The 19,866-nt window shown below is 53.1% G+C and carries 25 protein-coding genes; 23 read left to right on the top strand and 2 right to left on the bottom strand.

All coding sequences use genetic code 11. The annotated features are described in order from the left end of the window. Positions 1-9: 9 nt before the first annotated feature. The 5 genes from ACO6S1_RS15945 (at position 10) to ACO6S1_RS15965 (ending at position 4,203) form a co-directional block, all read left to right on the top strand. Positions 10-528 (top strand): flagella basal body P-ring formation protein FlgA, encoded by a 519-nt coding sequence (locus tag ACO6S1_RS15945; RefSeq protein WP_422343554.1) that lies wholly within the window; start codon positions 10-12, stop codon positions 526-528. Between the two features lie 54 nt (positions 529-582). After that, complete coding sequence (flgM, locus tag ACO6S1_RS15950) at positions 583-870, top strand: flagellar biosynthesis anti-sigma factor FlgM (RefSeq protein ID WP_422343555.1); 288 nt, start codon at positions 583-585, stop codon at positions 868-870. A 44-nt stretch (positions 871-914) separates the two neighbouring features. Further along, positions 915-1,175 (top strand): hypothetical protein, encoded by a 261-nt coding sequence (locus tag ACO6S1_RS15955; RefSeq protein WP_422343556.1) that lies wholly within the window; start codon positions 915-917, stop codon positions 1,173-1,175. Between the two features lie 143 nt (positions 1,176-1,318). Beyond that, complete coding sequence (flhA, locus tag ACO6S1_RS15960; RefSeq protein WP_422343557.1) at positions 1,319-3,457, top strand: flagellar biosynthesis protein FlhA; 2,139 nt, start codon at positions 1,319-1,321, stop codon at positions 3,455-3,457. Positions 3,458-3,522: 65 nt separating this feature from the next. Continuing rightward, the gene (locus ACO6S1_RS15965) at positions 3,523-4,203 is read left to right on the top strand and encodes a sigma-70 family RNA polymerase sigma factor (protein ID WP_422346213.1); all 681 of its coding nucleotides are present in this window, start codon (positions 3,523-3,525) and stop codon (positions 4,201-4,203) included. Positions 4,204-4,278: 75 nt separating this feature from the next. Here ACO6S1_RS15965 and ACO6S1_RS15970 read toward each other — a convergent pair whose 3' ends face one another. Next, complete coding sequence (locus ACO6S1_RS15970; RefSeq protein ID WP_422343558.1) at positions 4,279-5,094, bottom strand: flagellin; 816 nt, start codon at positions 5,092-5,094, stop codon at positions 4,279-4,281. A 295-nt stretch (positions 5,095-5,389) separates the two neighbouring features. Between ACO6S1_RS15970 and ACO6S1_RS15975 the strand changes: the two genes are divergently transcribed. From ACO6S1_RS15975 to fliS, 18 genes are read left to right on the top strand one after another with little or no spacing between them, the layout of a single operon-like run. Continuing rightward, the gene (locus ACO6S1_RS15975) at positions 5,390-5,638 is read left to right on the top strand and encodes a hypothetical protein (RefSeq protein ID WP_422343559.1); all 249 of its coding nucleotides are present in this window, start codon (positions 5,390-5,392) and stop codon (positions 5,636-5,638) included. Beyond that, on the top strand, positions 5,635-5,970 hold the full coding sequence (gene fliE, locus ACO6S1_RS15980) for a flagellar hook-basal body complex protein FliE (RefSeq protein WP_422343560.1): 336 nt from the start codon (positions 5,635-5,637) through the stop codon (positions 5,968-5,970). Before ACO6S1_RS15975 ends, fliE begins: the two co-directional genes overlap by 4 nt. Before the next feature lies 1 nt (position 5,971). Continuing rightward, positions 5,972-7,699, top strand: a complete 1,728-nt coding sequence (fliF, locus tag ACO6S1_RS15985) for a flagellar basal-body MS-ring/collar protein FliF (protein ID WP_422343561.1) — start codon at positions 5,972-5,974, stop codon at positions 7,697-7,699. After that, positions 7,692-8,765 carry a flagellar motor switch protein FliG gene (gene fliG / locus ACO6S1_RS15990; RefSeq protein ID WP_422343562.1) on the top strand — a complete coding sequence of 358 codons (1,074 nt, stop codon included), beginning with the start codon at positions 7,692-7,694 and terminating at the stop codon, positions 8,763-8,765. The genes fliF and fliG overlap by 8 nt, the downstream gene beginning before the upstream one ends. Beyond that, positions 8,752-9,405, top strand: coding sequence for a hypothetical protein (locus tag ACO6S1_RS15995; protein ID WP_422343563.1), 654 nt, complete (start codon positions 8,752-8,754; stop codon positions 9,403-9,405). Before fliG ends, ACO6S1_RS15995 begins: the two co-directional genes overlap by 14 nt. Then, complete coding sequence (locus ACO6S1_RS16000; RefSeq protein WP_422343564.1) at positions 9,399-10,727, top strand: FliI/YscN family ATPase; 1,329 nt, start codon at positions 9,399-9,401, stop codon at positions 10,725-10,727. The genes ACO6S1_RS15995 and ACO6S1_RS16000 overlap by 7 nt, the downstream gene beginning before the upstream one ends. Beyond that, complete coding sequence (locus ACO6S1_RS16005; RefSeq protein ID WP_422343565.1) at positions 10,724-11,167, top strand: hypothetical protein; 444 nt, start codon at positions 10,724-10,726, stop codon at positions 11,165-11,167. The genes ACO6S1_RS16000 and ACO6S1_RS16005 overlap by 4 nt, the downstream gene beginning before the upstream one ends. Continuing rightward, a complete protein-coding gene (locus ACO6S1_RS16010) occupies positions 11,164-12,351 on the top strand; it encodes a flagellar hook-length control protein FliK (protein WP_422343566.1) in 1,188 nt (395 codons plus the stop codon). Before ACO6S1_RS16005 ends, ACO6S1_RS16010 begins: the two co-directional genes overlap by 4 nt. A gap of 31 nt (positions 12,352-12,382) precedes the next feature. Beyond that, positions 12,383-12,946 carry a flagellar basal body-associated FliL family protein gene (locus tag ACO6S1_RS16015; RefSeq protein ID WP_422343567.1) on the top strand — a complete coding sequence of 188 codons (564 nt, stop codon included), beginning with the start codon at positions 12,383-12,385 and terminating at the stop codon, positions 12,944-12,946. Beyond that, positions 12,946-13,830, top strand: a complete 885-nt coding sequence (locus ACO6S1_RS16020) for a FliM/FliN family flagellar motor switch protein (protein ID WP_422343568.1) — start codon at positions 12,946-12,948, stop codon at positions 13,828-13,830. The genes ACO6S1_RS16015 and ACO6S1_RS16020 overlap by 1 nt, the downstream gene beginning before the upstream one ends. Continuing rightward, positions 13,830-14,168, top strand: a complete 339-nt coding sequence (gene fliN / locus ACO6S1_RS16025; RefSeq protein ID WP_422346214.1) for a flagellar motor switch protein FliN — start codon at positions 13,830-13,832, stop codon at positions 14,166-14,168. Before ACO6S1_RS16020 ends, fliN begins: the two co-directional genes overlap by 1 nt. Then, positions 14,165-14,425, top strand: coding sequence for a FliO/MopB family protein (locus ACO6S1_RS16030; protein WP_422343569.1), 261 nt, complete (start codon positions 14,165-14,167; stop codon positions 14,423-14,425). The genes fliN and ACO6S1_RS16030 overlap by 4 nt, the downstream gene beginning before the upstream one ends. After that, positions 14,422-15,183 (top strand): flagellar type III secretion system pore protein FliP, encoded by a 762-nt coding sequence (fliP, locus tag ACO6S1_RS16035; RefSeq protein ID WP_422343570.1) that lies wholly within the window; start codon positions 14,422-14,424, stop codon positions 15,181-15,183. The genes ACO6S1_RS16030 and fliP overlap by 4 nt, the downstream gene beginning before the upstream one ends. A 14-nt stretch (positions 15,184-15,197) precedes the next feature. Then, a complete protein-coding gene (locus ACO6S1_RS16040; RefSeq protein ID WP_422343571.1) occupies positions 15,198-15,473 on the top strand; it encodes a flagellar biosynthetic protein FliQ in 276 nt (91 codons plus the stop codon). A 9-nt stretch (positions 15,474-15,482) separates the two neighbouring features. After that, positions 15,483-16,265, top strand: coding sequence for a flagellar biosynthetic protein FliR (gene fliR / locus ACO6S1_RS16045; RefSeq protein WP_422343572.1), 783 nt, complete (start codon positions 15,483-15,485; stop codon positions 16,263-16,265). Further along, positions 16,265-17,407, top strand: coding sequence for an EscU/YscU/HrcU family type III secretion system export apparatus switch protein (locus ACO6S1_RS16050; RefSeq protein ID WP_422343573.1), 1,143 nt, complete (start codon positions 16,265-16,267; stop codon positions 17,405-17,407). Before fliR ends, ACO6S1_RS16050 begins: the two co-directional genes overlap by 1 nt. A 30-nt stretch (positions 17,408-17,437) precedes the next feature. Then, a complete protein-coding gene (gene fliD, locus ACO6S1_RS16055; protein ID WP_422343574.1) occupies positions 17,438-18,817 on the top strand; it encodes a flagellar filament capping protein FliD in 1,380 nt (459 codons plus the stop codon). A 33-nt stretch (positions 18,818-18,850) separates the two neighbouring features. Beyond that, the gene (gene fliS / locus ACO6S1_RS16060; RefSeq protein ID WP_422343575.1) at positions 18,851-19,222 is read left to right on the top strand and encodes a flagellar export chaperone FliS; all 372 of its coding nucleotides are present in this window, start codon (positions 18,851-18,853) and stop codon (positions 19,220-19,222) included. Between the two features lie 3 nt (positions 19,223-19,225). Here the strand turns inward: fliS and ACO6S1_RS16065 are convergent, their stop codons facing one another. Then, a complete protein-coding gene (locus tag ACO6S1_RS16065) occupies positions 19,226-19,813 on the bottom strand; it encodes a DUF4126 domain-containing protein (RefSeq protein ID WP_422343576.1) in 588 nt (195 codons plus the stop codon). Positions 19,814-19,866: the final 53 nt, after the last annotated feature.

A 19,866-nucleotide genomic window follows, 5' to 3' on the forward strand; every position in this document is an offset into this window, starting at 1 on the left:
GGAGCGATCATGGCGTTTTTGAAAACGGTAATTGGAGTGGGGAGTGCTTTGGCCATGCTGATCGGTACACCGGTTTATGGCAAGGCTTTGGAATCTGTTTCAACTCTGGAACAGCAGTTGGCTCAATTTTTAGGGAAAGAAAAAGGAAAAGTCGGAGGACCCCGTGGCGGTATCGATCCACGGCTGCGGTTGAAGAAATGCCAGGAACCAGTGGTTTTTGACAGGCGCGGCAAGGACCTAGTGATTATCCGCTGCATATCCCAGAACTGGCGCATTCCTGTTCCACTCATCCGGTCAGAAACGGATCGCCGAAATACATCTCGAAAGCCGTTGATCGTAAAGCGTGGAGAACCGGTGCTGCTGGTTATCGAGAAAAACGGGTTCTTGATATCGCGTCAGATGCAGGCTGATCGCAATGGCGGCGTCGGCGACATTATTCCGGTGCGTGCCGCACGAAGATCTTCACCCATATTGGCGGAAATAACCGGTGAAGGACGCGTGAGCCTCCCATCCCAAAGCAACCGCTAAAGCTGATCGCTGCGTGCCCGTATTAGTAGGCGAGCATCTAGACAGGAGAATATCATGATCGATAAAATAGGAGCGTTGCAGCCCTATGGGATAAATCCCGGACGCGCTGATCAGGTGGCTAATTCAGGGAGGTTGCAAACCAGCGGCAATGTTAGCACAAGCAATGCAGAAGGCTCTTTGGCCAGTGTTATAAAACCGATGATAGAACAAGGCATGCCAATCGATATGGCACGGGTTCAATATATTCAGTCCGCAATTGCCGAGGGGCAATATCCTGTTGATCCCTTGGCAATCGCGAGCAAGATGATAGCTTTTTATGATGCTGGCACTGATTTGTCATAGCAATGGAATTGCTTGATCACCTCGAAGCGGGTTTCAGGGAGTTGGTGAATGCTCTTGACGGTCAAGATCCCGAACGGATTATCATCGCTGCCGAAGCAATCCGGCCGCTGGTTTCCGAAATAGAAAAGACCGGTGTCTGGCACGATAATCATGCGCTGAAGGCGCAACTGATCGCACTGTCGAATCTTATTGATGCGGCGCGCTTCCGGGTCAACAAATTGACGAATTTGAACAAACAGCGCGCCAATAATTTGTCATACGCTTTGGGCATGGGTATTTCTCACATCTACAAAAAGCATCCATAACCATATGATTCAAAGCATTTAATATCAGAACTACCCTGTTTAATCGCTGATTGGCACAGGCCTTGCTGAACCCAGATTGTACAAAATTTGGGAAAATTCATGCAGTCCTTCCGATCCTTATTTCCCGCTGTTGAAACGATAGCATGCTAGCGTTTTTGTCATCCCGCCAGAAATGGGCAGGCGATATGGCGAAAGCGGGAATATTGCCTGTCGCAACGCTTTTGCTGGTAATTTTCATGGTTCTGCCGGTTCCGGTTACGGTTCTTGATATTGGCTTTATTGCGAATATCACTATTGCGCTTGCTGTTTTGATGGTTGCGCTAAATGTCGCCAAGCCACTCGATTTTTCCAGTTTTCCGACGGTGCTTTTGTTCGCGACATTGCTGCGTCTCGCTTTGAATGTTGCATCGACCCGCGTTGTGCTGGTCGAGGGGCATGCCGGGCCTCATGCCGCCGGCCAAGTGATAGAGGCGTTCGGAAACTTTTTGATCGGTGGCGATTACATTGTCGGTATTTTTGTTTTCACCATTCTCATGATCATCAATTTGGTGGTGATCACAAAAGGGGCAGGGCGCGTGTCGGAAGTGACCGCGCGCTTCACCTTAGACGCTTTGCCCGGCAAGCAAATGGCGATTGATGCGGATCTGAATGCTGGCCTGTTGTCTCCAGAGGAAGCCAAAGAGCGACGTCAGGAAGTAGCGACAGAATCCGACTTTTACGGATCTATGGATGGCGCATCAAAATTCGTAAAGGGCGATGCAGTTGCCGGCGTGTTGATCCTTATAATTAATATTATCGGCGGAATGATATTGGGCGTTTTCAGCCACGATATGGCTGTTGGTGATGCGGCGGAGACATTCGTGCTGCTGGCCGTCGGCGACGCGCTGGTGGCTCAGGTGCCGGCACTACTCTTGTCGATAGCCGCAGCTGCAATTGTCACCAGAGTAGCATCCCCGATGGATTTGCCGGGACAGATCGGCAGCCAGTTTGGTAATCCCAAAGCGTGGATACCGGTGACTGCAATCTTGTTGGTGATCGGTTTGTTGCCTGGCATGCCACATTACATCATTTTGCCCATCGCTGTGATCGCCGGATTTTGCGCCTTGCGGATGACAGTCAGGGCGAAAGCGACACAAGCGCCGCCGCCACAGCTCCAGTCGCCTGAACAGACCAACCATATCGCCTGGAGCGATGTCACAGATGGTGCGGTTTTGAGCATAGAGATTGGTTATGCGCTGGTCCCGCTGGTGGATGATCGCAAGGGTGCGCCTCTGATGCAGCGGCTGACGGGGATCAGGCGGCAATTATCCCGCGAGCTGGGTTTCGTGGTGCCGCTGGTCCGGGTGAAAGACAATATGGCGCTGTCGCCCAATGCCTACCGCATTCAGATCAGCGGTGTGACACTAGGTGAGGATCAGGCTTGGCCCGATGATCTGCTCGCACTCGATAGCGGAGATATTGAAGACAAGGTCGAAGGTATTGCTTGCACGGATCCAACCTTTGGTTTGGAATCCTTATGGATATCGCCAGACAAACGCAGTGAAGCAGTGGTATCGGGCTATACTGTTGTCGACGCATCGACGGTTATCGCTACCCATTTCAATCATCTGATCGGACTCCATGCGGCCGAACTATTCGGGATGGATGAAGCGCAGGGCTTGCTTGATAATCTAAAGGATACCAATCCGCAGTTGATCGAAGGATTGACGCCCAAACCGCTCAGTCTCTTTCAGATTGCCGCTATTTGTCGCGCCCTTCTGAGCGAGGGTGTTGCGATCAAAGATTTTCGGCGGATTAGCGAAGCCATGATTGCGGCCGCGGCTGATGATGCGGTCAGCGAGACGCCATCGCTTGATAACATCGTCGATGGTGTCCGCAAGCGTATCGGGCCGTTGATCATTCAATCGCTGGTACCGATCAACATGCCCTTGCCGGTCATAACCCTCGATGCCGAACTGGAGAGCCTTCTGGCGCAGGCGATAGAAACGCGGGGTATGGCATCGCATCCGATTGAACCGGGATTGGCGCGGAGAATAATTGCATCGGTTGAGAATGCGGCAAGCCCGATAATGGCAGAAGCAAAACGTTTTGCGATCGTAACATCGCCGATTGCACGCAGAACTCTGTTGCGATTGCTCAAGCCGAATTTTCCGACGACGCCGGTTTTGTCCTTCGACGAATTGCCTGACGACAAGGCTGTCGAAGTTGTCGCAGTCGTTGGCGGCCGCGCGGGCCCATTGCCGGTAGCAAATCAAACTGATGCGGAAAATAGCGATCATTGAGAGGATATAGCGTGACATATCAAGAATCCCAGATTGCCGATCTGACCTATGGATCAAGCCCTGCCATGCAAAGTCAGGAGCAGCTTATCAGCAGCCATTTGCCATTGGTGCGCAAACTTGCCTGGCACGTGCATTCCCATCTCTCCACCATCATCGATGTCGAGGATCTGTTGCAAATTGGATTGGTTGCTTTGGTGGAGGCTGCGCAAGGATATGAAGACCGGGGCCTGGGCTTCACCAACTATGCGAAGCTGCGTGTGCGCGGTGCGATGATTGATCAGCTGCGCAAGCAAAGCAATATGAGCAGATCGGCGATGCAGTTCCAAAAGCAGTTACGGATTGCAGAAGAACAGCTCGCGCAGCAATTGGGTCACGCGCCAAGTGAAGAGGCATTGGCTGATGCTATGGGTATGGATCAGGAAAGCTATCGCGTTGCGGTCGACAACGCCGAAGCTGTCGACCTGCAATCCATGGACGAGATTTATTCTGATCAGAATATATGGTTTTCCGATACATCAGAGCGTGCCGATGACAGAGTCGAGCGTCATCAGAAACAGCAATTAGTCGCAGATGCAATTGCGTCTCTGCCAGAACGGGATGGCTTGATCCTGCAGCTCTATTTTATCGAAGAAATGAATTTGGAAGAGATTGGGCGCACACTGGATATCGGCGCTTCCCGTGTTTGCCAGCTTAAGAAAGCAGCACTCGAAAAGCTGCACAAAATTCTTGGGAAAGTGAATGATTGAAAAAAAGTCCCCGACGCCAATAGTGGGGTTTAATCGACGCCGGGGACCGTAAGACCAGTTAAGCGGACCAGCGACTTAACGGATCAAACTCAGCACACCCTGTTGCGATTGATTGGCCTGGGCAAGCATGGCCGTGGAAGCCTGGCTCAAAATCTGGGCCTTAGCGAGAGCAGTGGTTTCACCGGAAAAGTCGACATCCTCGATCCGGGACCGGGACTCGGTCAAGTTGGCCAGTCGATCATTCAAGTTGGAAACGGTTGCCTGCAAACGGTTTTGCGAAGCACCCAGTGACGCCTGTGCAGTCGTCACCGTGTCCATGGCTGCGGTGATCGCGGTCAGTGCAGCATTCGCACCGGCTATGGTGCTAATATCAAGTGCGTCCACCGCCAGAGTCGTTGCGGTAACGTCAGCCAGGTTGACGGTAACTATCTCACCGGCATTGGATCCGGTTTGAATATCGATAGAGGCGTTGGTGCCGTCGAGAAGTTCGACATTGTTGAACGTCGTGCGCGAGGCCACATCATTAATTTGTGCAATCAGAGCTGCAACCTCAACCTGCAAATTGACCCGGTCGGTATTGGCCAAGGTACCGTTGGCAGACTGCACCGACAGTTCACGCATACGTTGCAGCATAGTGTTGATTTCGTTCATGCCACCCTCTGCGGTCTGGGTCAGCGAGATACCGTCATTGGCGTTGCGCACAGCCATGTTCAGACCACGGATTTCAGAAGTCATACGTGTCGCAACAGCTAGACCAGCGGCATCGTCGCTCGCGCTGTTAATGCGGCGACCGGTGGACAGGCGTTCGATGGATTTTGCTAGGCTCATTTCCGCATTGTTCGCGGCGTAGTTTGTGCGAAGAGCCGCAACATTGGTTCCAATAATCGTCATAATATTTTCCTTTCAGATGGGTGAGAGCCGCCAACGGTAAGGATGATTGGCGGCCTCATGCACAAAGAACGGATAGCGCCGGAATAGGTTTAATCGTCTGACAGGGCGTCACGAAAATGGCGGTTTGTCAGTAGTTTGACGATGTCGAGTCAGAAAATTGGCTGCGCCAGTTTCTACGCAGCAAAAGCATTTGAAAAGCCGAGGAAATTTGCCCTGCGATAAACTGGCATAGCGTTTGCGAAGTCCTCATCGATCGCATCTTTGGAATCCAAAGGCGGTTCCTCAGGACCAGATAATGGGAAAATCGATGATTGGGAAAAATGGAAATGAAGATGGTTTTGCAGACACTTTGCCGATCTCAAGCAAGTTCAGTGGTTTGCATTTAAACACTCGCAATGCCTGCTTCGCGTTACTTAACTGGTGTTCACCCGATCTGGTCCGGGTGAACTTTGGTCCACCGCTGCGTATCGATTGGCAACCGTTAAAATCTCTCCTGAAGCCCTCTCGTTACGCAGCGGTACGGGCGCAAGGTTTGAGATCATGAAGACAATTGACACCACTGCCATCATGGCTCTGCGCAGAGATATTCTGGCTGAAAATGATGCCTTAAAAAAAGCAGCCTCTGCAGCGGTTGCCCAGGGAAGTGGTCCGGCGCAACCCGCTTTTGGCGAAGCAATGACTGCAGCTTTTAATCAAATCAATGTTCTGCAACACACCGCTGGTGATCTGACCCAGGATTACACCATGGGCAAGACAACCGACATCGCGGGCGTGATGATGGCGCGACAAAAGTCGTCGCTGGGTTTCGAGCTTACCCTTCAGGTCCGCAACAAATTGATGAAAGCCTATCAAGACATCATGAGCATGCCGGTGTGATATGAACGAACTCAGTCTTACCAGCGACCAACAAGTCGAAAAACCGGCTCAGGATCTGGCACCTATATGGTCATCAAATGGCGCGGCAAATGATGTCAGCTGGCGGGATCGATTGGAGGCATTGATCAAACAGCCAGCCGTCGTGCGGGCATGGCCTTGGCTGGGATTGCTGGCGGTGGTTTTGATAGCGGTCACCTTATGGCTGGCGCTACGGGAGCCGCCGCAGCGGGACCTGTTTCGGGGTCTACCAGAATCCGACAAGGCTGCCGTCGTTGAAGCTCTAAAGCAATCCGACATCGGCTATAGTATTGATCAGTCGACCGGAACACTGACCGTGTCAGAGGTTGATTATCATCGTGCCAGGTTAGCGCTGGCTGCTCAAAACCTGCCTAAATCTGCTCCCGATGGAGACAGTCTGGTATCTTCCATGCCGATGGGTGCAAGCCGCGCTGTCGAGAATGACAAGCTGCGGGCTGCCCGAGAGCTTGATCTGGCGCGAACAATAGAGGCGATGGATAGCGTCGTCTCGGCGCGGGTGCTGCTCGCGATGGAAGCGCCAAGCATTTTTATCCGCGATCGCTCCGAACCATCTGCGTCCGTGATGCTGACCCTCGTTGGCGGCAACCGCTTGACCGAGGCACAAGTGCAGTCGATCATCCATCTTGTGGCAAGTTCTGTACCAGGACTGTCAGCAGATGCCGTGAGCGTGGTCGATCAAAATGGCCGCCTTGTGTCGGGCCATGGATCAAGCAGCGCATCGGACGAGGCCGAGCAGCATCTGATGGTGCAAGCGCAGGTTGAAGACCGATATCGTCGTACGATTACCTCGCTGCTTACGCCGATCATTGGTGCCGAAAACTTTACCGCTGAAGTGACGGCGGAAATGGATTTCTCCGAAAATCAGGCGACACGCGAGAGCTTTCCGGCAGAAGATGCCCGCGTTCGGACAGAGCAGGGGAGCTGGTCGAATGAACCGGGCGAACGCGCAAGCTATGGTATTCCCGGCGCCTTGGCCAATCGCCCGCCCGAGGAACCTGAGCTGACCGATGACTTTCAGGGCGATGAAGGCACTGCTGAGGAAGAAGAAACAAGCCGCACGTCCGAAAAATTTGCGCGCCAGTTTGAATTGGGCCGGGAGGTGTCTGTGACCAAACAGGCCGTCGGTTCGGTGAAGCGCTTGTCTGTCGCCGTTGCGCTGCGCTCGCCAACCGGCAGAAGCCAGCGTTCCGAGCAAGAACTGGCTGCTGTAGAGGCCTTGGTCAAAGGCGCTATCGGTTTCCAAGAAGAGCGCGGCGATGTGGTGGCGATTGAGGCGCGGGCCTTTCTGCCTGTGGAGAAAAATGTGGAAAACTGGTGGGAAGCCAGTTGGGTTTCTCTGCTTGCCCGCAATGTTTCCGCGCTGTTGGTGGCATTGGCTTTGATCTTCGGCATTGGTTGGCCCTTGATGAGGAAAATTCGCGCGAACCGTTCGGTCTTGTCGGGACCCCAGCGTTTGCAACTGGCAACCGATATTGACGAGGGTCTGGCGCAGGAGGCAAAGGCTGCGGAAGCAGTCGCTGATCCAGTGTCACTGGATATGATCAGCTCTGCTGATGGCTATGCGGCGCGAGCTGCATTGATCCAGAATTTTGTCCGGCAGAACCCCGATCATGCAGCGCTGACGGTTCGTGATCTGTTGGCTGAAACGGCAACGGACATGACGGCTCGTAAGGGGGCGGTCAATGGCTGAACTTGCAAAGGGCAATGCGATTGAATTGGCTAATTCGTCCGCAATCGATGAAGAGGCTGAACGGTCATGGTCGGGCAGCGAGATCGCCGCAATATTGCTGATGATCTTTGGCGAGGACGAGGCGGCTGATATATTGTCACGTCTGCGGCCCGGCGAGGTGCAATCGCTGGGCGCAGCAATGCTTGCGATCAGCAATGTCAGCGAAGAGGACGTAAATTTCGTTTTCGATCGCTTTGTCCAGCAAGCCCGCAGCCGGACGCCGATCGGCTATCGCGCCCATCATCAGATAACGGCTATTATGGACAAGGCATTGGGCCCAGGTCGCGCGGCCAATATGCTGACTCGCATCGCCCCACATCAATCCCGGTCGGATCTCAATCATCTGCACCGGCTGCTGGATTGGATGTCCGCCGATGAAATCGCGCGCATGATTGCCGATGAACACCCCCAGATGATGGCTGTCATTCTGTCCTTTCTGGAACCGGAAACGGCAGGTGATGTCCTCCAACAATTGCCCGAAGATTTGCAGGAGGATGTAATTTTTCGCATCGCGACTATGGGTGACATCGGAGCACAGGCCATTGCCGATATTGAAGCGCTGATTTCTCGACACACTCAAAAGCCGGCTGCAAGCATCGCCCAGAAAACTGGCGGCACCAATGAGGCCGCCGCGATTATGAACAATGTCGAGAAACCAGCAGAGCTAAGGATCATCAAGGCGTTACTCAAACGAGACAAAACGCTTGCCCGCAAAATTGAAGAGCAAATGTTTGTTTTCGCCGACTTGATCGAGCTTGATGACAAGGCATTGGGCACCGTGCTTCGATCGATCAACAATGCTGTCCTGGTCTTGGCAATCAAAGGGGCAGACGCGGCGCTGGCGGCACGAATGTTCGGCTGTATGTCAAAGCGTGCTGCCCAATCGATAGAAGATGACATCGCGGAAATGGGACCAGTTTCAAAGGATGAAGTTGCTGCCGCACAGAAGCAAGTCGTGGATCAGGCCCGCGCCTTGGCCGACGAGGGAGTGATTTTGTTGGGGGGGCAAAGCCGTGAATTTGTCTGATAACCAGTTTTCACCGGCATCGCGGGAGCAGGATTTTGTCGTTTCCACTTCTCTGCCAAATCAGGAAACCCACTTTCAGTCGACATATGACTGGACACTTTGTGCTGCAAAAGAAATTCCGGCAGATGATGAACCGGAAGAGCAGCCGGAACCGTCGCATGACCTATTGAATCAGGAGATCGAAGAGGCTTATCAGCAAGGATATCTTAATGGTCAGCAAGCCGCGTTGGTTGCTCAAGATCAGCTTGAGCAACAAAAAGACATTTTGGCGATGGCGCTTGATCGGCTGAAGGCCGGCGATGAAAAGGTGCTGGCAAAACAATTCTGGGAAGTCCTGTTATCGTTGTTTGAGCAAGCCGTGGGTCATGCAAAAACCGATCCGGCTTTGATGCAACGTCGTTGCGATGAGGCCATTGCGCTGATCAACGGCAGCGTGGGAGAACCAAGTCTCCACCTTGCGCCAAGTGACGCCCAGCTATTGCGGGAATATGATTGCCAAATTCCGATCACCGTGGACGCAGACCTGTTGCCGGGATCGGTGAGACTGGATCATGCCGCTGGACAGGTTTTTGCCGGCAGCATTGCGATCAAGCAGGAGATCGAAACGCGCATCAAAGCTGCGGACGGTGCTATATGTTAGATCTTGATTATGATCGTCTTTCCAGGATGCTTTTGGACGCGGGTGTTATCACACCTGCACCGGTAAAATGGGGTAAGGTAAAGGCCTGCTCCGGCGGCTTGGTACAAGCCAGTGGTTTTGATTATCCGATCGGATTTGGCGCCCGGATTGCCTCGGAAAATGGCCGGGAGATAGGTGCTGAAATAGTCGGCTTTGGCGGCGACACGACGACACTGGCACCCTTTGATCAGCATGTCGATATCCACGTTGATGCGCATGTGAGGCCGACGCCACAAGCCGCGCAAGTAGCGGTTGGCTCTGCGCTTTTGGGTCGTATCATCGATCCCCTGGGCCGCCCGCTCGACGGGATGGGACCGATCCCGATGGAGGCGCAATGGCCTTTGATGGGAAAGGCCTCCAACATATTGAGCCGGGGTAGTGTCATCCGTCCACTGGATGTCGGGGTGCAGGCAATCAATGCGCTTTTGCCTGTCGGGTGCGGGCAGCGACTGGCCCTCATTGCCGGTTCTGGCGTGGGAAAAACCATGCTGATGCGGCAGCTTACTTCCGGCACGCAAGCGAATGTAATTGTGGTTGGGCTTATTGGCGAGCGTGCCCGCGAGGTGAGTGATTTTGTTGCGGCGAGCAAGGATAGCGGGATCGCCGATAAAACAATCATGATTGCTGTGCCGGCGGATCATTCCCCGATCCTCCGGATCAAAGCTGCCCAGCGTGCAGCTGCTATTGCCGAATATTTTCGGGCAGAGGGCAAAAGTGTTTTACTGGTGATCGATAGCCTGACGCGGATTGCCCATGCCCAACGGGAAATCGGATTGGCAGCCGGCGAACCGCCAACCATGAAAGGCTATCCGCCGAGTGCCATCGCTCTCATCCCGCAACTCCTCGAAAGGGCGGGTTGTGACGCCAAAACCGGTGGATTTGTAACGGCCTTTTATACCGTTTTGGCGGATGGTGATGATCTCGACGATCCGATCGTCGATGCCGCACGGGCCATCGCTGACGGACATGTAATCCTGTCCCGTGAACTTGCCGAGCAGAATATATTTCCGGCCATTGATATCGGTAAATCAATTAGCAGAGTGGCGCAGGATATTATCGCTGACGATCATGCTGCGGCGCTTCACAAATTTCGGTCCTTGTGGAGTCGTTATACCGAAAATCGTGATCTGATTACGATGGGCGGATATCGTGCTGGAAGCGACAGTTTGCTCGATGAAGCCATTGCTCGGCGGTCTGATCAACTTGCATTTCTTCAACAGCCCCATGATGTGAACATTGATCTCACCCACGCGATCAGCCGATTGGTGGAGTGTTTCGGATGATGAAATGCGACTTGCATCTCAAGCGGCGTTTGCTTGGTATGTGCCGGCTGCAAGCCAGGTTGACCCAGCGCGATCTGGCGCAAGCGGAGCATCAGGCCCACCGTTTGGAAAAGTCGCGCGAACAGCTGATGGCGATCGCGGATGACATGTTGCGCGCGAGAGACGGCAACCATGCGGCACAGCTCGCAAACCGACTGGAATTCGGACATCGCTTGATAGCGCTCAGCCGGGCTCAGCAAGGCAAATTAGCCGAGGCAGAAACGATTGCGGCAGCGAAGCGGTCGGCCGCCCATGTTTCAATGCTCCGTGAAGAACGCGCCGACCTGAATTTTCGCCGTGCCAGAAAATCAATCGACCAGAGGTTGCAGGACGCGTTGCCGCATCCGATCAGAACTAATGGCATCACCTCGGCGGGGTGGAAGAAAGGCTTGTTCTCATGAATAGTGTATTTCGCCTGATAGCAAATTTCGATTTCAATTCAGCGCCAGCCCTCTTGCAGGAAACGAACGACCCAGGTGGCAGAGAAGAATTTGCCCTTCGGTTTGTTGATGCCTTCGCGGAAATAGACGGTGAAGGACAGGATGTTTCGCCGACGACAATGGCCGAAATCGAGCAAGATAGTCCCGGCGATGGGATGGAGAGCTGGCCGCCGTCATCGCCTGTTGTGCTTCCATATGAGTCGACAACAATGCCATTGATGCATGACAATGGTGATTCTGCTCCATCGTCAATTACGGGTGCGAACAGAATTGATGTAATCGCTCGTTCTGCAGAGCTTGAGCTGCAAGAAGCCGGTTATCCGACAAAAGAGATCAGGTCGCAATTCGCGCCTGATTCGATGCGTGCTGGGCTGGGTGCCGATATTCTGCTCTTGCAAAAGCTGCCTGATAGCGCGGTGAGATCGGACAACGTAAACTCACAATCAAATCTTCCGATTGAAGTGCTGGGCGTTCCAAAAGATCAGGCACTGTTGTTGGACAATCGTCTGGTAGCCTCGTCTGCCGAGAATTCGGAGCCGAAAATTGTCACGAATGACAGATCCGCTAAATTTTTGATTTCTACGCCGGTGCCAATAAACCAGACTGCGAGTGCCAGCGTATCTTTACCGGTGACCGATGTCGCTGCGAACGTACCGATGGCAACGGGCACTGCGGCGACTACACCATCGTCCTTACCTGTTTTTGATACCCTGATGGATGATCATTGGATTGGTCGATTGGGTCAGGAAATTGCGAAACTGACTGGTGATCGTAGCAAACTCAGCTTTCAATTGAAGCCGCAACATCTTGGTAGGTTGCATGTGGAAATCATGTCAGACGCTGCGGGAAATATTGTGCGCGTTGATACCGATAACGAAAGCGCAAAAATGTTGATCCTCGGCGCACAGGGGCGCTTGGAACAGGACATCCGATTGGCTGGTTCTAAACTGTTGCGCGTAGATGTGACCGAACATGAACATTCCGGATTGACATCGGGTGACCAAGATGCCCCCGCACGTGGCTATGAATCCGGCGCCAAGCATGGCGAATATCATTGGCTTGCTGAACCGCATGCTGAATCAGGAAGGAGCGCCAGTGGCGTCGGCGACGTGCCCGCTTCCCTTGATGGCGCCCGATACGCCTGAACCCTTCAACAGATTGTAGCGGAGAATAATAATGGCGGATGCAATGGAAATGGGGTTGGATGTTCGAAACAGGCGCGGGCGTTTCAAAAAGATGATGACAGGTCTGCTGCTGGTTCTGTTGCCTGGGAGTATCGCGATGACGGCTGGATATTATCTGGCCGGTGGTAAAGTCGGCAGGTCAGCAGGCACGGGTCAACCGGAATTGGTAGCCAAAGATGCGGGAGGCATGACCCTGGTAAAAGGGAACAAGCAACCACCCAAATTTGCGGAAAATGCGTTCAAGATAACCTACTATCCGATTGATGGGCCGTTCACTTCCAATCTCAAAAACAGCAATGATTTTGTGCAAGTGTCTATTTCGATCGCGACCTATTATGACGAACGGGTGCTGGAAAATATCAAGGCGCATGAAACACCTATCCGGTCAGCGATTTTGATGGCGCTTGCGGAACAGGATACTGAATCTCTCAATACCCAGAACGGCAAGAAACAGTTGCAAGGTATTTTGACGAAAGTCATCAACAAAGTGCTGAAAGAGAAGACTGGTTTCGGCGGTGTCAACAACATCTATTTTACCAGCTTTGTGGTGCAATAATGGCTGCGGTCGTCCGTCATAAATTTGCTGAAAAATCGCATCAGGTTTCTGCAGACACATCTTTGCTGCGACGGGTTTCTGACAAATATGCGGCCGGAATGGCAACGGCCATCGAACAGATTGCCGGGATCAAGACCGAAGTCACCGCACAAGATGGCCGTTTCCTTTCCTATGGCGAATGGTCCAGCGGGCTTGAAAACCTGTCGAGCCTTTCGGTGTTCCGGTTGCTGCCGCTGCGCGGGTCGCTGATCCTATTTTTTGAGGAAATGATGATCAACAATCTGGTCGAGCTCTATTTTGGAGGCACACTGGGGCCGGCCGTGGCGCGTCAAAAGGATTGTTTTCGGGATGCGGAAATGCAGTTGATCGCGCGGCTGCAAGAAGCGCTTATCCAACGGCTAGGCGATTGCTTTGCCGACCATGGGATTATCAAACCTGCGCTCATCAATCATGAAACGAACCCATTGCATGTCACCATCTGCAAGCCCGATGAACAGATACTCTGTCAGACATTTCAGGTTGCGATCGCGCAAGATGTCGTTTGGACGATTGCGATCGCCTATTCCGCAGAGGCGGCCGAAAGTGCAATCGAGCTGGTCCGGAACAGCCAGAACGATAGTTCGGAAGAGTCCGACCCTGACTGGCAACGGCAATGGTTGGATGGACTGAAAAATATCCGCCTGCCACTGCGCATGATTTTGGCGCAGCCGGAGCTGCGGCTGCCAGAGCTTTTCGAGATCAAGCCGGGCGATGTTATCCCGATAGCACCGCGTGTCAGGCCGCCACTATTTGTGGCCAATCATAAATTTGCAACCGGCACATTGGGCGAGAAAAACGGCTGTGCCGCCTTCAAGATCGAACGTCTGGAACAAGGAGACACATGATGAATGATCCCAAAGCTGCGTCCACTGCAAAAAAGCAAAAGGAGCCGGAGAAAACAGCTTGGGCCGAGAATGAGAATTTCCGGATACTGTCTGATATTCCAGTTCGGTTATCGGTCGAAGTCGGGTCCATATCGAAACGGCTCGCGGAGATTATCGCTTTTCGGGACGGCGAGGTTGTGGAACTGGATCGGCAATCGGATGACCTGCTCGACATCATGGTCAACGGGACTTTGGTGGCAAAAGGCGAAGTAGTGACGATTGACGGCCGCTTTGGCGTTCGAATTGCCGAACTGGCGAACGAAGGTCTGGGCTTTCCGGCGGTCGAGCGACGCAAATGATAACTGCCTATATCATCAAGTTGCTTGTCCTGTTGCCGGTCATGGGCGGGCTGATATTTGCGGCTCTATGGCTCTATCGCAGATATCAACCCGCCTTGATGCGGGCGCAGAAAGACCGCCAGATCAAGATTGTCGAGACGCTTCCGTTGGGCGGTTTTGCAAAACTGGCAGTGATTGAATTTAACGGACAGTCCCTTTTGATATCCGTTACGCGCAACCGGATTGATCGGCTTGCATGGGGTGCCGACGAGACATGAAAAGACCATGGTCCTTTGCGCTGTTCGTTGCGGCATCGCTAATCGCCTTTGCCGATCCTGCAATTGCGCAAGAGGATATCTCCGGTGGCCTGGGGCGGGCACTCGACGATATTTCTGGCGATGGGAGGCCATTGACACTGTCGCTGCAAATCTTGCTGCTGATGAGTTTGCTCACAGTATTGCCGTCGATTGTGTTGATGATGAGCAGTTTTACCCGGATCATCATTGTCCTGTCGATCCTGCGCCAGGCATTGGGATTGCAGCAAACGCCGCCCAATCAGGTCCTGGTTGGATTGGCGTTGTTCTTGTCCCTGTTTGTCATGCGCCCGGTCATCGATACGATTAACGTCGATGCCTATTCCCCTTATGGCGAGGGCGAAATCCCGATCGAAGAGGCGATAAGCCGATCGGGTGATGTGCTGCACGGTTTCATGATCAAACAGACGCGGCAGTCTGATTTGAAACTTTTTATGGAACTGGCCGACACACCGCCGGTCGCGGAGCCTGACGATATTCCGTTTTCGATATTGTTACCGGCCTTTGTCACCAGTGAGCTGAAGACCGCATTTCAAATTGGCTTTCTCATATTCTTGCCGTTTCTGATCATCGACCTGTTGGTCGCCTCCACTTTAATGGCGCTTGGCATGATGATGCTGTCACCAACAATTATCTCAATGCCATTCAAGCTCCTGTTGTTCGTTCTCGTCGATGGATGGGCACTCACCATGGGGACGCTCGCTGGTTCTTTTGCAGTTTAGGAAAGGAAGAACGGATGTCTGATAGCGGTGATTTTTTCATTGGTATGGCGCAGCAAACTTTGTGGATTACCGCGTTGGCGGCTGCCCCTATTTTGGTTCCTGCGTTGCTTGGTGGATTGTTGCTGGGCATGATACAGGCCGCTACTTCTATCAACGAAGCAACGCTTAGCTTTGTTCCCAAACTGTTGGTCGTTGCTATCATGTTGGGAGTTTTCGGCGGCTCAATCATGTATCTGATCGTCGATTTCACTCGGGATATTTATGATCGGATTCCAGCCTTGCTGGCTTGACCGATTAAGATGATTGCGCCCGGATTTGCAGGTTTGGAAGATCAGCTCTGGTTATGGCTTTTTGCCATGATCAGACCGGGTGCCGCTTTTTTTGCGGCCCCGGTAACTGGTGCACGTGTGGTGCCGATACAATTGCGGCTCGTCGTGTCTCTCGCGGTCGGGATAGCAGCGCTTGGTGGTTCCGGTCTTACCTTGCCCGAAGACGGATTGATCAGTATTTCCGGATTTGTCCTGATCGCGGGAGAGGTGATCATCGGACTTGCGATCGGTTTTGCCATACAGATCGGTTATGGTGCCGCCTTTGTCGCGGGGGAAACAATCAGCAACGCGATGGGGCTTGGTTTTGCATCGATGTCGGATCCGCAAACCGGACAGTCGACGCCGGTCATTGGGCAGTTTTTTTCGATCATGGCCACACTAATTTTTCTCGCCATGGATGGGCATTTGATCCTCGCCGCTACCATCGTGAGCAGCTATGAATATCTGCCGCCGGGCAGTGGTTTGTTGTCGGCCGATGCGACGCTGAAACTGGTTTATTTTGGTGGCACGCTTTTTGTGGCGGGACTGGCCATTGCTTTTCCGGTCGGATCGGCTTTGCTGTTGATGCAGATTATATTGGGGTTGCTTGCACGTTCTGCGCCTTCGATGAACCTGTTTGCTGTTGGCCTTCCAGCCACATTGACATTGGGTCTCGTCATGCTGGCAATGGCCGCGCCCTTGATGATTGATGGCATTGGCCAAGCCCTGACCCAGTCGCTTGAGCAAAGTGACCGTCTGGCGAGAGGCCAATAGTGGCAGAGGGACCATCAGGCGGCGGTGAAAAGACCGAAGCTCCCACAGCCAAACGACTGCAGGATAGCGCCAAGAAAGGCGACGTCTTGCAATCAAAAGAATTGGGCGGAGCAATGGTCGTCTTGGCTGCTGCCTTTGGCTTTGCTGCCTTGGGTAGCTTCCTTATGGACGGCATTGCCGAGATGCTGACCAGTGGTTTGACGATAGCCAGAGATGATATCGAGAATTTCAATCCGGGAACCCAAACCTATCGCCATCTCGCGAAAATCTTCCTCCCTTTTTTGGGCCTGTTTGGAATGACGATGGTTGCCGCTATCGCCACTCCAATTTTGCTCGGATCGCTGGGATTTCGCTGGTCAGTCATGAAGCCAAAGGGCGAGAAGATAAACCCGCTTAATGGATTGAAGCGGATGTTTGGGATACGCGGCCTGATTGAACTGGGTAAGTCCATGGCAAAAGTGCTGCTATTGGGATGTATCGGACTGTGGCTGGTCTATGCCAATCTTCCCTACATGTTCGCGCTTGGCCGACAAGATATGCAAACTGCAGTAACGCAATTTGGTGGTCTGTTTCTGTTCATTGCTATGGCCATGGCCGTCGGATTTTTCATCATCGCGGCGATTGATGTCCCTGCGCAGATGTTCCAGCGCAACAAACGGCTTCGCATGACCAAGCAGGAAGTCAAGGACGAGCACAAGGATCTTGAAGGGGCGCCGGAAGTGAAATGGGCGCAGCGGAAACGACAACAGGAAACGCTATCGCACTCGGCGCGCAAGGCGATCGCGGACGCGACTGTTGTGCTGAATAACCCGGTACATTTTTCGGTGGTTCTGCGATATCGCCCGGGCAAGGATGCGGTTCCCGTTGTACTGGCGCGGGGCAGGGGGGAGGTGGCAGACGCCATTCGCCAACTGGCCGAAGAGAAAAATGTGCCGATGCTGCAATTTCCAATGCTCACCCGCGCGATTTATTTCACAACACCCGTTGGCGGAGTGATTGACGAGCGTCTCTATGTGGCTGTTGCCACAGTGCTCGCTTTTCTGTTTCGCTTGGACGCGCAAATTGCCGACGAGCTGGATCGGCCGCATATAGACCTGCCGGACGAGCTGCGATTTGATAGCCAGGGCAATCGCGAAAATTGAACTAAAACTATCCCGGCACTTGTCGTTTTGATGATTATGTTTAGCTCTATATCCAATCTCGTCGGCGCTGGCACAGGCGTCAATAGTAGACAGCTGATCGAAGATTTGCTTGCTGCCTCCCGCGAACCCAAAGAAGCCATTTTGCGCAATCGCGAACAAACCAACAGTCTTAAGATATCAGCCTTGGCGTCGGCATCATCATCGCTTGATACCTTTGCGAAGGCACTAACCGATCTGCTGGATGGTCGTGCCTTTGCGGGCAATCTGGTATCGAGCGACCCGTCTTTGGCAACCGTTGGTTTCTTCAATGGCGCACGTCCACAGGGTCTGCCGGCAACACTGGAAATTACACAGTTGGCCGCAACCCGTCGGCTTGCCTCCGCTCCCGTCGCCAACAGCAATGTCGCGCTGGGTGCTGGTACGATGACCATTGGTACAGGCAGTGGCAATTTCACGGTAACGTTGGCGAACGGCGCTGACAGTCTGGACGATCTTGCCGACGCGATCAATCAGTCCGGTTCCGGCGTGTCTGCTTCAATTCTGACCGATGATACAGGCTCCCGCCTTGTTTTGGAGGGGCAAGAAGGGGCCGGCAATATGTTTACTATCAGTGGCGATTTTGCCAACTTTAATTATCCGCCGGGTGCTACCGGCATGACGCTGGTCAGCGAGGCTGCCGATGCTCTGGTCAAGATAGACGGAATTGATTTGCGCTTCAGTAGCAATGTGATCGAGAATGCGATTCAGGGCGTTTCAATCAATCTGAAAGCTGCTGCACCAGGATCACTCATAACTATTAGCGGTGATCAACCCACAACAACGATTTCCGCTTTGGTAGGCGAGTTTGTTGATGCCTATAACCAATTACGAGAAGCGCTCAATGCTGCAACCGCTTATGACGGAGCGAATGGGACTGCCGGCCCGCTTGCAGGGGATACGGGTGTCCGTGAAATGATGCGCGCCTTAAGTCAGATTGGGGCGACCGCATTGGTCGACAACGGCCCTTATCGCGCCCTTTCGGATATCGGTGTGAAAACAAATCGTGACGGCACCTTGTCTATCGACAAGGACCGGCTTGATGACGTGTTGGCTGCTGACCCTGATGCCGTTGCCAATATGCTTGATCCGTTAACTCCCGATGCCAATAATCCGGGCATTGCCGGTGTGCTGCAGTCAATAAGAGACCGGTTGCAAGGTGCTAACGGCCCGTTGGAAACATCTGAGAACCGGCTGGAGAAAATTAAGGCTGATCTGGTCAAGGCACGGGAAAGGCTGGATCAGGATAGTGCACAATATGAAACGCAGTTGCGCCGGACCTTTGCCAATATGGACCGTCAGCTTGCAGTTCTGCAGGCTACACAAAGCTATCTTACGCAGCAGATCGCCATCTGGAACGGCGACAATGATTGATCTTCCAATGTTGGGATACAGGCTATGAACAATATGAGCTTCATACAATCCGGATATGCCGCTGCCGCAAAAGATGCACGGGTGCTAAACGCCAATGCGCACGAGTTGATCACGATATTGTTCGAAGAGCTCCTTAATCTGCTCGATGAAATCCACGTCATTCAAACCCGTGATCCTACCCGCAAGATTGTTGACCAGCAGGCTATGGCTCTAAGCATTGTGGATTCACTGATCGTCAGTCTGGATATGGAAAGAGGTGGCGAACTGGCTCGCAACCTTCGTCGTAACTATAGTCAGGCCCGCGCGTTAATTGTAACTGATGATCCTGTAGGTCGACTGGAAAACAATCGCGCCGCGTACAGGATCATTTCTGAAATTTCGTCGGCCTGGTCGGAAATAGCCTAGCTGCTAGTTACCACTCGAAACAATCTGTCGCCAGAGCCGGTAACCCTTGTATACAAGAAAAGCACAGAAGATCATTAGCAGGGAAGCGATGACCAGTGCTGCTACCGGATTGGTCAAAGCCAAAATCAAAAGTCCGCCGGTTGCAATATCTTCGCCGGTCGACACTACGGCATTGCTGACCGGTTCGGGGCTGGTGTTGACGATCGCCCGGGCACCGGCTTTCGCGCCGTGGCTCATCAGCGCGGCACCGCCGCCAAGCAGGAATATGATCACTTGCCAGGCCGGGTCACCGGAATCGACAACGGCCAGTGCCAACAACGCGCCTCCAAGCGGTCGAATGACGGTGTGGATCGTATCCCAGATGCTATCGAGCCATAATATCTTGTCAGCAAAAAATTCCGCAAGAGCGCCCAGTGCGCTGATGCCAAGCACCCATGGGTTGGCGAGCGCATCTAGCATTTGCAGATTTTCAGGCAGGCTGATCCATTGCAGCCGCATGGCAAGGCCAGTGACAAACACGGTCAGGTACAAGCGCCAACCCGATAGAAGACTGACGCTGCCAGCCAATCCCAATATCTCTACAATCCCCATGGTGTATGATTGCCACGATCTGTCCGGCTTGGCAAATCGGCGCAGGATTTGTT

Source organism: Parasphingorhabdus sp. (assembly GCF_965233695.1).
Classification (GTDB): domain Bacteria; phylum Pseudomonadota; class Alphaproteobacteria; order Sphingomonadales; family Sphingomonadaceae; genus Parasphingorhabdus.